General features: G+C 43.3%; 14 protein-coding genes. 11 read left to right on the forward strand and 3 right to left on the reverse strand.

From position 1 onward, the window contains the following. The first annotated feature begins 56 nt into the window (after positions 1-56). Entirely contained in the window at positions 57-689 is a 633-nt protein-coding gene (locus tag GOM47_RS01850) for a DJ-1/PfpI family protein (RefSeq protein ID WP_235080886.1), read from the forward strand. 159 nt (positions 690-848) lie between these two features. Then, positions 849-1,985 carry a molecular chaperone DnaJ gene (dnaJ, locus tag GOM47_RS01855; protein ID WP_235080887.1) on the forward strand — a complete coding sequence of 379 codons (1,137 nt, stop codon included), beginning with the start codon at positions 849-851 and terminating at the stop codon, positions 1,983-1,985. Between the two features lie 81 nt (positions 1,986-2,066). Here dnaJ and GOM47_RS01860 read toward each other — a convergent pair whose 3' ends face one another. From GOM47_RS01860 to GOM47_RS01870, 3 genes are all read right to left on the reverse strand, one after another. Continuing rightward, entirely contained in the window at positions 2,067-2,720 is a 654-nt protein-coding gene (locus tag GOM47_RS01860) for a hypothetical protein (RefSeq protein WP_235080888.1), read from the reverse strand. A gap of 69 nt (positions 2,721-2,789) precedes the next feature. Further along, complete coding sequence (locus tag GOM47_RS01865) at positions 2,790-3,068, reverse strand: hypothetical protein (RefSeq protein WP_235080889.1); 279 nt, start codon at positions 3,066-3,068, stop codon at positions 2,790-2,792. Positions 3,069-3,077: 9 nt separating this feature from the next. Then, a complete protein-coding gene (locus GOM47_RS01870) occupies positions 3,078-3,488 on the reverse strand; it encodes an HIT family protein (RefSeq protein ID WP_033679703.1) in 411 nt (136 codons plus the stop codon). Positions 3,489-3,555: 67 nt separating this feature from the next. On the opposite strand from GOM47_RS01870, the gene GOM47_RS01875 reads away from it, so the two are divergent. The 9 genes from GOM47_RS01875 (at position 3,556) to infB (ending at position 12,003) form a co-directional block, all read left to right on the forward strand. After that, complete coding sequence (locus tag GOM47_RS01875; RefSeq protein ID WP_235080890.1) at positions 3,556-4,287, forward strand: ABC transporter ATP-binding protein; 732 nt, start codon at positions 3,556-3,558, stop codon at positions 4,285-4,287. Further along, positions 4,284-5,333: an ABC transporter permease gene (locus GOM47_RS01880; protein ID WP_235080891.1), complete on the forward strand. Its 1,050-nt coding sequence runs from the start codon at positions 4,284-4,286 to the stop codon at positions 5,331-5,333. Before GOM47_RS01875 ends, GOM47_RS01880 begins: the two co-directional genes overlap by 4 nt. A 47-nt stretch (positions 5,334-5,380) precedes the next feature. After that, a complete protein-coding gene (gene ccrZ, locus GOM47_RS01885; protein ID WP_235080892.1) occupies positions 5,381-6,175 on the forward strand; it encodes a cell cycle regulator CcrZ in 795 nt (264 codons plus the stop codon). Continuing rightward, positions 6,172-6,807 carry a tRNA (guanosine(46)-N7)-methyltransferase TrmB gene (trmB, locus tag GOM47_RS01890; RefSeq protein WP_235080893.1) on the forward strand — a complete coding sequence of 212 codons (636 nt, stop codon included), beginning with the start codon at positions 6,172-6,174 and terminating at the stop codon, positions 6,805-6,807. Before ccrZ ends, trmB begins: the two co-directional genes overlap by 4 nt. Positions 6,808-6,933: 126 nt before the next feature. Then, positions 6,934-7,413: a ribosome maturation factor RimP gene (gene rimP / locus GOM47_RS01895; protein WP_000338696.1), complete on the forward strand. Its 480-nt coding sequence runs from the start codon at positions 6,934-6,936 to the stop codon at positions 7,411-7,413. 43 nt (positions 7,414-7,456) lie between these two features. After that, entirely contained in the window at positions 7,457-8,593 is a 1,137-nt protein-coding gene (nusA, locus tag GOM47_RS01900) for a transcription termination factor NusA (protein ID WP_235080894.1), read from the forward strand. Between the two features lie 21 nt (positions 8,594-8,614). Continuing rightward, positions 8,615-8,908, forward strand: a complete 294-nt coding sequence (rnpM, locus tag GOM47_RS01905; protein WP_000857553.1) for an RNase P modulator RnpM — start codon at positions 8,615-8,617, stop codon at positions 8,906-8,908. Next, complete coding sequence (locus tag GOM47_RS01910; RefSeq protein ID WP_001041396.1) at positions 8,901-9,200, forward strand: YlxQ-related RNA-binding protein; 300 nt, start codon at positions 8,901-8,903, stop codon at positions 9,198-9,200. The genes rnpM and GOM47_RS01910 overlap by 8 nt, the downstream gene beginning before the upstream one ends. Positions 9,201-9,216: 16 nt before the next feature. Next, on the forward strand, positions 9,217-12,003 hold the full coding sequence (gene infB, locus GOM47_RS01915) for a translation initiation factor IF-2 (RefSeq protein ID WP_235080895.1): 2,787 nt from the start codon (positions 9,217-9,219) through the stop codon (positions 12,001-12,003). The last annotated feature ends 227 nt before the right edge of the window (positions 12,004-12,230 follow it).

Here is a 12,230-nt window from a genome sequence, read left to right on the forward strand (position 1 = left end):
AAATCCAGAGGTTGCAACCCAGCCTCTGTTTTTCGGTAAAATAGAGGATGTTGCGTATGAAAAAAGTACTTTGTATAATTTATCCTAATTTTTCTCTTTATGAGATAACCACTTTAACGAGTACTTTAGCTCTGTCTTTTGATATCACGATTGATTATGTAGCTTCAGAGCATTCGATGGTGTTCTCTGAGGATGGTTTGCCTTGCCAACCTACAACAACATTCGAACAAATAAATTTAGACGATTACTCTTGTGTTATTTTGCCAGGAATGGTAAATATAGGGCCTGCTCTACAGGATGAAAAATTAAATTCGTTTTTGAGAGAACTCGGTGAGCAGGATATCTTAATTACAGCAATTTCTTCTGTGCCCATTTTGTTAGCGAAAGCTGGCTTGTTGAATGACACGAAATTTACTGGTGGGATTTGGCAAAACTTCTTTGACTATTTTGAATTTCTTCCTCAGGAAAATTTCAAAGCAAAAGCTGTCCTGCAAGATAAAAATATCATTACTGCTATTGGCTTTGCACATCAAGAGTTTGCAAGAAAAGTGATACTTGGTCTAGGTTTGGCAGAAAATACTGACAACTATTTTAAAGAACAGAACGAATATTCAGAAGAGGACTTGATTTTTACTCTATCGGACAAAGAGTTTGATGAAGTGAAGCAGAGTATAGAAAATACCCTCTAATGATTTACTTATAAACTATAGAAAGGAATAAGGGTGTTCGAGTAACTGAACACGGGCTACGGACTGTGTCAAAAAGATAGTTTTTTCTAGGACGTAAGCGTCCGTCGTCAAAACTCCTATTTTGACTGTGTCCGTTTGACGCCCTTTGTATCTTGAATTATGAACAATACTGAATTTTATGATCGTCTGGGGGTGTCAAAAAACGCTTCGGCAGACGAGATCAAAAAGGCTTATCGTAAGCTTTCAAAAAAATATCACCCAGATATCAACAAGGAGCCTGGTGCTGAGGAAAAATACAAGGAAGTTCAAGAAGCCTATGAGACTTTGAGTGACGACCAAAAACGTGCAACCTACGACCAATATGGGGCTGCGGGTGCCAACGGTGGCTTTGGTGGTGCTGGCGGTTTCGGTGGCTTTGACGGAGCAAATGGCTTCGGTGGTTTTGAGGATATTTTCTCAAGTTTCTTTGGTGGAGGCGGAGCTTCGCGCAACCCAAACGCTCCTCGTCAAGGAGACGACCTCCAGTATCGTGTGAATTTGACTTTTGAAGAAGCTATCTTTGGAACGGAAAAAGAAGTTAAATACAATCGTGAAGCCAGCTGTCGTACATGTAATGGCTCTGGTGCTAAGCCAGGGACAAGTCCAGTCACTTGTGGACGCTGTCATGGCGCTGGTGTCATTAACGTTGATACGCAAACTCCGCTTGGTATGATGCGCCGCCAAGTAACCTGTGATGTCTGTCATGGTCGCGGAAAGGAAATCAAAGATCCATGTACAACTTGTCACGGAACAGGTCATGAAAAACAAGCTCATAGCGTACATGTGAAGATTCCTGCTGGTGTGGAAACAGGCCAACAAATCCGCCTAGCGGGTCAAGGTGAAGCAGGCTTTAACGGTGGACCTTACGGAGACTTGTACGTGGTGGTTTCAGTTGAAGCTAGTGATAAGTTTGAACGTGAAGGAACGACTATCTTCTACAATCTGAACCTCAACTTTGTCCAAGCAGCCCTCGGAGATACTGTGGAAATTCCAACTGTACATGGTGATGTTGAATTGGTCATCCCAGAAGGAACTCAGACAGGTAAGAAATTCCGTCTACGTGGCAAGGGAGCACCGAGCCTTCGTGGCGGTGCCGTTGGTGACCAATACGTTACAGTCAATGTCGTGACTCCGACTGGCTTGAACGACCGCCAAAAAGCAGCCTTGAAGGAATTCGCAGCTGCAGGTGACTTGAAAGTCAATCCAAAGAAAAAAGGCTTCTTTGACCATATAAAAGATGCCTTTGAAGGAGAATAAAGTAAAAAGAGCCGATGGGCTCTTTTTTTGTGTAGTCTTTGGAAATTTAACATCGGAGAAAATCATTTTCCAGCTGGTTTACTATTTATACTTTTGAGTGAGCAAGCCAGCCGCATCCATCTCCTGGATGAGTTGCTTGATTTCTGTTTCTTTACCAGATTTCACGGTGATGGTATCAATGTGGTTGATTGCCGAATTATCCTGAATATCCACCAAGGTTAAAGCTTTTTCATAGAATGCAATTCCCTTTTTTAGACTTTCCTGATCATTCCAAAAGAGAAGTGAGTAATTAGGGTTAAATTTCTTTCCTTTTTCTTGGAAATACTTTTCACTTTCCTTCTCTAAAAATTGGAATAAGCCATGGTTGAACAAGTTATCTCCTACTTTATAGTATGAAATATCCCCTGCCTGTAGGACATAGACTTCCAGTCGGTTTTTGGTGAGTTTTGGACTTTCTTTTAGGACGGGGTGACTATTGATAACCTCATCTGAGAAAGTAACATAGAAATTTAAGCCTCCACCCTCGAATTGATACCTTCCATTTGATTCTACTTTCTCAGGAGGCATGTCAAGAGAGATAAATATTTGTTTTAAGGATTCATTTCCTTTTTGGATGTCACTCGGTGAGGCCTTGAAAAGATTCATCAGTAGTAGAAATGCTAGAGCCGTCAGAAGACAGAGACAGCCGCAAATAATCGCGATGACCTTCGCTAGAACTTTTACAAACTGTTTCATTTTCATTCCCTCCCTTTTCTGTTCGAATCTAGTAACCTAAAATGGATTTAAGGAAAGTTGGAGGCTTTCTTATACTTGTTTTTCTTCTTGGAGGACCGCCATTCTGGTTTGGAAATCTTTTTCCAAGACTTTGAATTTATAGGTTAAGTCTTTTTGGTATTCCTTGATAAGGGCTTTTTGTTGGTCGATGATTTGCAGGCTATTTTGAATGACATCCAAATCCTCCTTCATAGCTTCGACACGGTCGCTAGTATCCATAAATTCCTCTGTGATGACTTGGCGATTTTTCACGACAAAATAACTTCCGGCTGCAGCTCCTGCAAATAGTAGTAGGTTGGATAATTTCATGGCAACTCCTTAGGCGTTTTTGATAGTTTCAGCGACTTGAGCAAGTTTGTCAAAGTCTGGTTCGTGGGCGATAAAATCAATCTTGAGGTCATCGTCCGCACTGTAGCGAGGCACGAGGTGAACGTGGGTATGAAAGACGGTTTGCCCTGCGATTTCTTCACAGTTGGCAATAATATTCATACCAGCGGCCTTAGTAGCTTTCATGACTTTTTGAGCCACTGTTGGTACTTGGGCAAAGAGTTGGCTGGCGCTAGTAGCGTCCATTTCTAAAAGATTGCGATAGTGTTCCTTTGGCACGACCAAGGTGTGTCCTGGTGTCACTTGAGAGATATCAAGAAAGGCAAGAACCTGCTCATCTTCATATACTTTTGAAGCAGGAATTTCCCCTGCGATGATTTTACAAAAAATGCAATCTGACATAAAATCTACCTCTACTGTATTGAATTTTGATATAATATAGCTACATTATACCAGATTTGGAGAAAATATGTTAGAAATTAAAAACCTGACAGGAGGCTATGTTCACGTCCCTGTCTTGAAAGATGTGTCCTTTACAGTTGAAAGTGGGCAGTTGGTTGGTTTGATTGGTCTTAACGGTGCTGGGAAATCAACGACAATCAATGAGATTATTGGTCTGTTGACACCTTACAGTGGGGAAATCAAGATTAACGGTCTCACCCAGCGAGAAGATGCGACCAACTACCGCAAACAGATTGGCTACATCCCAGAAACGCCTAGCTTGTATGAGGAATTGACTCTTAGAGAGCATATTGAAACGGTGGCTATGGCTTACGGTATTGAGCAGAATATAGCTTTTGAGCGAGTAGAACCTTTGTTAAAAATGTTCCGTCTGGACCAGAAATTGGACTGGTTCCCTGTTCATTTTTCAAAAGGGATGAAGCAGAAGGTCATGATTATCTGTGCTTTTGTGGTGGATCCAAGTTTTTTCATCGTGGACGAGCCTTTCCTTGGTCTCGATCCGCTTGCGATTGCGGACCTGATTCAGCTTCTAGAAGTAGAAAAGCAAAAGGGCAAATCCATTCTCATGAGTACCCACGTGCTGGACTCGGCGGAGAAGATGTGTGATGCCTTTGTTATTCTCCACAAGGGGGAGGTGAGGGCTCAGGGGAACCTCCAGCAACTGCGCGAAGCCTTTGACATGCCTGAAGCGAGTTTGAATGATATTTACTTGGCTCTGACCAAAGAGGAGGAGCTATGAAAGACTTGTTTTTAAAGCGAAAGCAGGCTTTTCGTAAGAAGTGTGTGGGTTATCTGCGTTATGTTCTCAATGACCACTTTGTCTTGTTCCTGCTGGTTCTCATCGGTTTTCTAGCCTACCAGTACAGTCAACTCTTGCAAGATTTTCCTGAAAATCATTGGTCCATCCTCTTGTTTTTGGGAATTGTATCTGCCTTGCTTTTGGCTTGGGGAGGAATCGCGACCTACATGGAAGGACCTGACAAACTCTTTCTCTTAGTCAGTGAAGAGGAGGTTAAGTCTCACCTCAAAAGGCAGACAGTGCGCTCACTGGTCTTTTGGCTCTTTGTCCAAACCCTTTTCTTGCTTTTATTTGTGCCCTTATTTTTAGCCATGGGTTATGGCTTGCCAGTCTTTCTCATCTATGTGCTTTTATTGGGGATTGGGAAATACCTGGTCTTTCGTCAAAAGGCCAGCAAATTTCTTACTGAAACAGGACTTGACTGGGACTATGTGATTGCTCAAGAAAGCAATCGCAAGCAACTTTTGCTTCGTTTCTTTGCCCTCTTTACTCAGGTCAAGGGCGTTTCAAATAGTGTCAAACGTCGTGCTTATCTGGATTTCATCCTTAAAGTAGTTCAGAAAGTGCCTGGCAAGATCTGGCAAAACCTCTATCTTCGTTCTTATCTGCGAAATGGAGACCTCTTTGCCCTCAGTCTCCGTCTCTTGCTCCTATCCTTGTTAGCTTTGATCTTTATCGAGCAGTCTTGGATTGCGACAGCAGTGGTTGTCCTGTTTAATTACCTCATGCTCTTCCAGTTGTTAGCTCTCTATCGTGCTTTTGACTACCAGTACTTGACCCATCTCTTTCCTTTGGAAAAGGGTGAAAAAGAGAAGGGCTTGAAACAGATAGTGCTCGGTGTTGGAAGTGTCGTTCTTTTGTTGGAATTGCTTGTCGGAGCAGTGGTTTTTCAAGAAAAAATAGCCCTGTTGGCTCTTGTAGGAGCTAGTCTCTTCCTACAATTGTTTTATTTGCCTTACCAACTGAAAAGACTGGTTGACGAATAGACCAAAAACTAGTAGAATAGTAAGGAAACTTTATACGGAGGAAAAAAATGGACTTGGGTGATAATGAGCTAACGCTGACCCCTATCCCTGGGAAGAGCGGCAAAGCTTATATGGGAAGCTACCCTGATGGGAAACGCGTCTTTGTAAAAATGAACACCTCTCCAATCCTACCTGGCCTAGCCAGAGAACAAATCGCTCCTCAATTACTATGGACTCGTCGTTTGCCAGATGGTCGTGATATGTGTGCCCAGGAATGGTTGACGGGCAAAATCTTGACACCACACGATATGAATCGCAAGCAGATCATCAATATCTTGACACGTCTTCACCGCTCACGTCCCTTGATGAAGCAGTTGAGCCGTTTGGGATATACCATGGAGACGCCAGTAGACCTGTTGCAGTCTTGGAGGCAAGAAGCACCAGAAGTCTTGAAACGACATCAGTACTTAAATTCGGTGATTGATGATTTGCGTAGAACGGTTCCAGGTTTTAGGGAAGACTATGCAACGATTGTACATGGGGATCTTCGCCATAGTAATTGGATTGAAACAGAGAGCGGACTCGTTTATCTAGTGGATTGGGATTCGGTTCGTCTGACGGATCGTATGTTTGATGTGGCGCATATGTTGTGTCATTATATTCCAGAGCAACATTGGCATGATTGGCTAACTTATTACGGTTATAAGTACAATCAGACAGTTTTAGATAAATTGTATTGGTATGGTCAGTATTCTTACTTGAGCCAGATTGCCAAATACTTTGTAAATCAAGATTTAGATAATGTAAACCGGGAGATTTACGCCTTGCGTGTCTTTCGTGATAAGTATGGAAAGAAGAGATGAGAGTTAGAAATCGTAAAGGGGCGACAGAATTGCTGGAAGCTAATCCACACTATGTCGTCCTAAATCCCTTGGAAGCCAAAGGGAAATGGCGAGACTTGTTTGGAAATGATCATCCTATTCATGTTGAAGTTGGAAGTGGGAAAGGGGCCTTCGTATCTGGAATGGCCAAGCAAAACCCTGACATTAACTACATCGGGATTGACATTCAAAAGTCGGTATTGAGTTATGCCCTGGATAAGGTGCTTGAAGTTGGAGTGCCCAATATCAAATTGCTGTGGGTAGATGGCTCGGATTTGACCGACTACTTTGAAGATGGTGAGATTGATCGTCTCTACCTAAACTTTTCAGATCCCTGGCCTAAAAAACGCCATGAAAAACGTCGTTTGACTTACAAGAGTTTCTTGGATACCTTCAAGCGCATCTTGCCTGAGAATGGGGAAATCCATTTCAAGACGGATAACCGTGGCTTATTTGAGTACAGCCTGGTGAGCTTTTCTCAGTATGGGATGAAACTCAACGGAGTTTGGCTTGACTTGCATGCCAGTGACTTTGAAGATAATGTCATGACAGAATATGAGCAAAAATTCTCCAGCAAAGGTCAAGTGATCTACCGAGTTGAGGCAGAATTTTAAGACTAAGCTTGAAAACAAGCCCTTTGAATGCTTTTGCTTTACAAAAAGAATCAAGAGTGTTATACTAATAGCAAGAATATGAAAAAGTGAGGCGGGGAAATATCTTCGCCTCTTGCTTATGAGGAGGTGGACGCAATCGCAACAATCGTAGAATTAGTCAGAGAAGTTGTAGAACCTGTCATCCAAGCACCTTTTGAACTCGTGGATATTGAGTATGGAAAGATTGGCAGTGACATGATTCTCAGTATTTTTGTAGATAAACCTGAAGGAATTACCTTGAACGACACGGCAGACCTGACAGAAATTATCAGTCCTGTCCTAGACACCATCAAGCCCGATCCCTTCCCAGAACAATATTTCCTAGAAATTACCAGTCCAGGATTGGAACGTCCTTTGAAAACCAAGGATGCCGTCGCTGGAGCAGTTGGAAAATACATCCATGTCGGGCTCTACCAAGCCATCGATAAACAAAAAGTCTTTGAAGGAACCTTGGTATCCTTTGAAGGGGATGAGTTGACCATGGAATATATGGACAAGACACGTAAGAAAACTGTCCAAATTCCATACAGTTTAGTATCAAAAGCACGTTTAGCAGTAAAATTATAGAAAAAGAAAGGATAGCTTTTGAGGATTCAAAAGTGAATAAAACATGAGTAAAGAAATGCTAGAGGCCTTCCGCATTTTGGAAGAAGACAAGGGAATCAAAAAAGAAGACATCATCGACGCAGTAGTAGAGTCGCTTCGTTCTGCTTATCGTAGACGCTATGGTCAAGCGGATAGCGTAGCCATTGACTTTAACGAAAAAACAGGTGATTTCACAGTTTATACTGTCCGTGAAGTGGTCGATGAAGTGTTTGATAGCCGCTTGGAAATCAGCTTGAAAGATGCTCTTGCCATTAATTCAGCCTATGAGCTTGGTGACAAAATCAAGTTTGAAGAAGCACCAGCTGAGTTTGGTCGTGTAGCAGCCCAATCTGCTAAACAAACCATCATGGAAAAAATGCGCAAGCAAACACGTGCCATCACCTACAATACTTACAAGGAACATGAACAAGAAATCATGTCTGGTACAGTAGAACGCTTTGACAATCGCTTTATCTATGTCAACCTTGGCAGCATCGAAGCCCAATTGTCAAAACAAGACCAAATCCCTGGAGAAGTCTTTGCTTCCCACGATCGTATCGAAGTCTATGTCTACAAAGTTGAAGACAACCCTCGTGGTGTCAACGTATTTGTTAGCCGTAGCCATCCAGAAATGATTAAACGTTTGATGGAGCAAGAAATTCCTGAAGTCTATGATGGAACTGTTGAAATCATGAGCGTAGCTCGTGAAGCAGGTGATCGTACTAAGGTTGCTGTTCGTAGCCACAATCCAAACGTGGATGCTATCGGTACAATCGTTGGACGTGGTGGTGCTAATATCAAGAAGATTACGAGCAAATTCCACCCAGCTCGCTACGATGCTAAGAGCGATCGTATGGTGCCAATCGAAGAAAATATCGACGTTATTGAGTGGGTAGCAGATCCAGCTGAGTTTATCTACAATGCCATCGCTCCTGCTGAGGTTGACCAAGTTATCTTTGATGAAAATGACAGCAAACGTGCCTTGGTCGTAGTTCCTGATAACAAGCTTTCTCTTGCCATCGGTCGTCGTGGACAAAACGTTCGCTTGGCTGCTCACTTGACGGGTTACCGTATCGATATCAAGTCTGCCAGTGAGTTTGAAGCTATGGAAGAAGCAGGTCAAGTGGATTACGCAGCTGCGGACGAATTGACGGAAGAATAAAAGCTGCTAGAGGAGGGAAAGATGAAAACAAGAAAAATCCCTTTGCGCAAGTCTGTTGTATCTAACGAAGTGATTGATAAGCGTGATTTGCTCCGTATTGTCAAGAACAAAGACGGTCAGGTCTTTATCGATCCGACAGGCAAGGCCAATGGCCGTGGCGCTTATATCAAGCTAGACAATGCAGAAGCCCTAGAGGCAAAAAAGAAGAAAGTCTTTAACCGTAGCTTTAACATGGAAGTGGAAGAAAGCTTTTATGACGAGTTGATCGCTTATGTTGATCACAAAGTAAAAAGAAGAGAGTTAGGACTTGAATAAGCAAAAGATAAGCAATCTCTTGGGACTTGCTCAGCGAGCAGGCCGGATCATATCGGGTGAGGAATTGGTGGTCAAGGCTATCCAAGACCAGAAAGCCAAGCTAGTCTTTCTAGCTCATGATGCTGGCCCCAATCTAACCAAGAAGATTCAAGATAAAAGTGACTATTATCAAGTAGAAGTTATAACCGTGTTTTCAACACTGGAATTAAGCATAGCAGTCGGAAAATCAAGAAAAGTCCTGGCTGTGACAGATGCTGGATTTACAAAGAAAATGAGGTCTCTTATGGAATAGAAGAGGAGGACATGATTTGTCTAAGAAAAGATTGTACGAAATCGCAAAAGAACTTGGGAAAGAAAGTAAGGAAGTTGTAGCGCGTGCAAAAGAGTTGGGCTTGGATGTGAAAAGCCACTCATCGAGCGTGGAAGTTGCTGCTGCTGAGCAAATCGCAGCTAGCTTCAAACCTGCACCTGCTCCTAAGGCAGAAGTCAAACAAGAGGCACCAAAAGCAAGTGTAGAAAAGAAAGCAGAAAAGCCTGCACCAGCTAAATCAGCTGTCGCTAAGGAAGAAAGCAAACCAGCTACACCTGTAGCGCCTAAGGAAGAAAAAGTGGTGGCTGCAAGACCACAGAGTCGAAACTTCAAGGCGGAGCGTGAGGCGCGTGCCAAAGAGCAGGCAGAGCGACGCAAACAAAACAAGGGCAACAACCGTGACCAACAACAAAACGGTAACCGTCAGAAAAACGACGGCCGTAATGGTGGCAAACCTAGTCAAGGAAACCGCGACAATCGCCGATTTAACGACCAAGGGAAAAAACCACAAGGTCAAGGGAATCGTGGCAATGATCGCCGTCAGCAACAAGACTTCCAGCCCAAGCAAGCTGGACCACGTGTTGACTTTAAAGCCCGTGCAGCAGCCCTAAAAGCAGAGCAAAATGCAGAGTACGCACGCTCAAGTGAGGAGCGCTTCAAACAATCGCAAGCTGCCAAAGAAGCCTTGGCTCAAGCTAATAAACGCAAGGAACCAGAGGAAATCTTTGAAGAAGCTGCTAAGCTAGCTGAACAAACGCAGCCAGCCGTAACAGTAGCTCCTGTAGCAAAAGAAGCGCCAGTGGATACACGTCGTAAAAAACAAGCTCGACCAGACAAAGAACGTGACGATTACGATCACGAAGAAGATGGTCCTAGAAAACAACAAAAGAATCGAAGTAGTCAAAATCAAGTGAGAAATCAAAGAAATAGTAACTGGAATAACAACAAGAAAAATAAAAAAGGGAACAAGCAAAACAACCGTAACCAAACTCCAAAACCTGTTACAGAGCGTAAGTTCCACGAATTGCCAACAGAATTTGAGTATACAGATGGTATGACTGTTGCGGAAATCGCAAAACGTATCAAACGTGAACCAGCTGAAATCGTTAAGAAACTCTTTATGATGGGTGTGATGGCCACACAAAACCAATCCTTAGATGGGGAAACCATCGAACTCCTCATGGTGGATTACGGTATCGAAGCAAAACAAAAGGTTGAAGTGGATAATGCCGACATCGAACGTTTCTTTGTCGAAGATGGTTATCTCAATGAAGATGAATTGGTTGAGCGTCCACCAGTTGTAACCATCATGGGACACGTTGACCATGGTAAAACAACTCTCTTGGATACCCTTCGTAACTCTCGTGTTGCGACAGGTGAAGCAGGTGGTATCACTCAGCATATCGGTGCCTACCAAATCGTGGAAAATGGCAAGAAGATTACCTTCCTTGATACACCAGGACACGCGGCCTTTACCTCTATGCGTGCGCGTGGTGCATCTGTTACCGATATTACCATCTTGGTTGTAGCGGCCGACGACGGGGTTATGCCTCAGACTATCGAAGCCATCAACCACTCAAAAGCGGCGAACGTTCCAATCATCGTAGCTATCAACAAGATTGATAAACCAGGTGCCAATCCAGAACGTGTTATCGGTGAATTGGCTGAGCATGGGGTTATGTCAACAGCTTGGGGTGGAGATTCTGAATTTGTTGAAATTTCAGCTAAATTCAACCAAAATATCGATGAACTCTTGGAAACAGTCCTTCTTGTGGCTGAAATCCAAGAACTCAAGGCAGATCCAACAGTGCGTGCTATCGGTACGGTTATCGAAGCTCGTTTGGATAAAGGAAAAGGTGCGGTCGCAACCCTTCTTGTGCAACAAGGTACCTTGAATGTCCAAGACCCAATCGTTGTCGGAAATACCTTCGGTCGTGTCCGTGCTATGACCAATGACCTTGGTCGTCGTGTCAAGGTCGCAGGCCCATCAACGCCGGTTTCTATCACAGGTCTAAACGAAGCGCCAATGGCTGGTGACCACTTTGCCGTTTACGAAGATGAAAAATCTGCGCGTGCAGCAGGTGAAGAGCGTGCGAAACGTGCCCTCATGAAACAACGCCAAGCTACCCAACGTGTCAGCCTTGAAAACCTCTTTGATACACTCAAAGCTGGTGAGCTTAAGTCTGTTAACGTTATCATCAAGGCCGACGTACAAGGTTCTGTTGAAGCCCTTTCTGCCTCACTTCAAAAGATTGACGTAGAAGGTGTCAAAGTTACCATCGTTCACTCAGCGGTCGGTGCCATCAATGAATCTGACGTGACCCTTGCGGAAGCTTCAAATGCCTTTATCGTTGGTTTCAACGTACGCCCTACACCACAAGCTCGTCAACAAGCAGAAGAAGATGATGTAGAAATCCGTCTCCACAGCATTATCTACAAGGTTATCGAAGAGATGGAAGAAGCCATGAAAGGGATGCTTGATCCAGAATTTGAAGAAAAAGTTATCGGTGAAGCTCTTATCCGTGAAACCTTCAAGGTATCTAAAGTGGGAACCATCGGTGGATTTATGGTTATGAGTGGTAAGGTTACCCGTGATTCTAAAGTCCGTGTCATCCGTGACGGTGTCGTTATCTATGACGGTGAACTTGCAAGCTTGAAACACTACAAAGACGACGTGAAAGAAGTTACTAACGGTCGTGAAGGTGGATTGATGATTGAGGGCTACAATGATCTCAAGATGGATGATGTGATTGAGGCTTATGTCATGGAAGAAATCAAGAGATAAGTTTTTTGCTCCTTTCTTAGGTGGTGAGGGACGCAAGCAAACCTATGGTTTCATTGCTTATTTTTGAGCCTAGAGTCTCAAAAATCCCCTGTGATTGAACTGAATTATCAGTCCAATCACTTTCACCACGGCGAAAGAAGCAGATGAGTTCAAATTGAACTTCGTTTCAATTTGAATTGAAAATCAAAAAGTTTAAAAATAGCTAGGTCTGCTGGCCTAGCTTTTGG

It is taken from the genome of Streptococcus oralis (assembly GCF_021497945.1).
Classification (GTDB): Bacteria; Bacillota; Bacilli; order Lactobacillales; family Streptococcaceae; genus Streptococcus; species Streptococcus oralis_BR.

Bases quoted from the DNA above. Each gene is read 5' to 3' on its own strand.
- GOM47_RS01850 (WP_235080886.1), top strand. From the start codon at position 57: ATGAAAAAAGTACTTTGTATAATTTATCCTAATTTTTCTCTTTATGAG.
- dnaJ (WP_235080887.1), top strand. From the start codon at position 849: ATGAACAATACTGAATTTTATGATCGTCTGGGGGTGTCAAAAAACGCT.
- GOM47_RS01860 (WP_235080888.1), bottom strand. From the start codon at position 2,720: ATGAAACAGTTTGTAAAAGTTCTAGCGAAGGTCATCGCGATTATTTGC.
- GOM47_RS01865 (WP_235080889.1), bottom strand. From the start codon at position 3,068: ATGAAATTATCCAACCTACTACTATTTGCAGGAGCTGCAGCCGGAAGT.
- GOM47_RS01870 (WP_033679703.1), bottom strand. From the start codon at position 3,488: ATGTCAGATTGCATTTTTTGTAAAATCATCGCAGGGGAAATTCCTGCT.
- GOM47_RS01875 (WP_235080890.1), top strand. From the start codon at position 3,556: ATGTTAGAAATTAAAAACCTGACAGGAGGCTATGTTCACGTCCCTGTC.
- GOM47_RS01880 (WP_235080891.1), top strand. From the start codon at position 4,284: ATGAAAGACTTGTTTTTAAAGCGAAAGCAGGCTTTTCGTAAGAAGTGT.
- ccrZ (WP_235080892.1), top strand. From the start codon at position 5,381: ATGGACTTGGGTGATAATGAGCTAACGCTGACCCCTATCCCTGGGAAG.
- trmB (WP_235080893.1), top strand. From the start codon at position 6,172: ATGAGAGTTAGAAATCGTAAAGGGGCGACAGAATTGCTGGAAGCTAAT.
- nusA (WP_235080894.1), top strand. From the start codon at position 7,457: ATGAGTAAAGAAATGCTAGAGGCCTTCCGCATTTTGGAAGAAGACAAG.
- rnpM (WP_000857553.1), top strand. From the start codon at position 8,615: ATGAAAACAAGAAAAATCCCTTTGCGCAAGTCTGTTGTATCTAACGAA.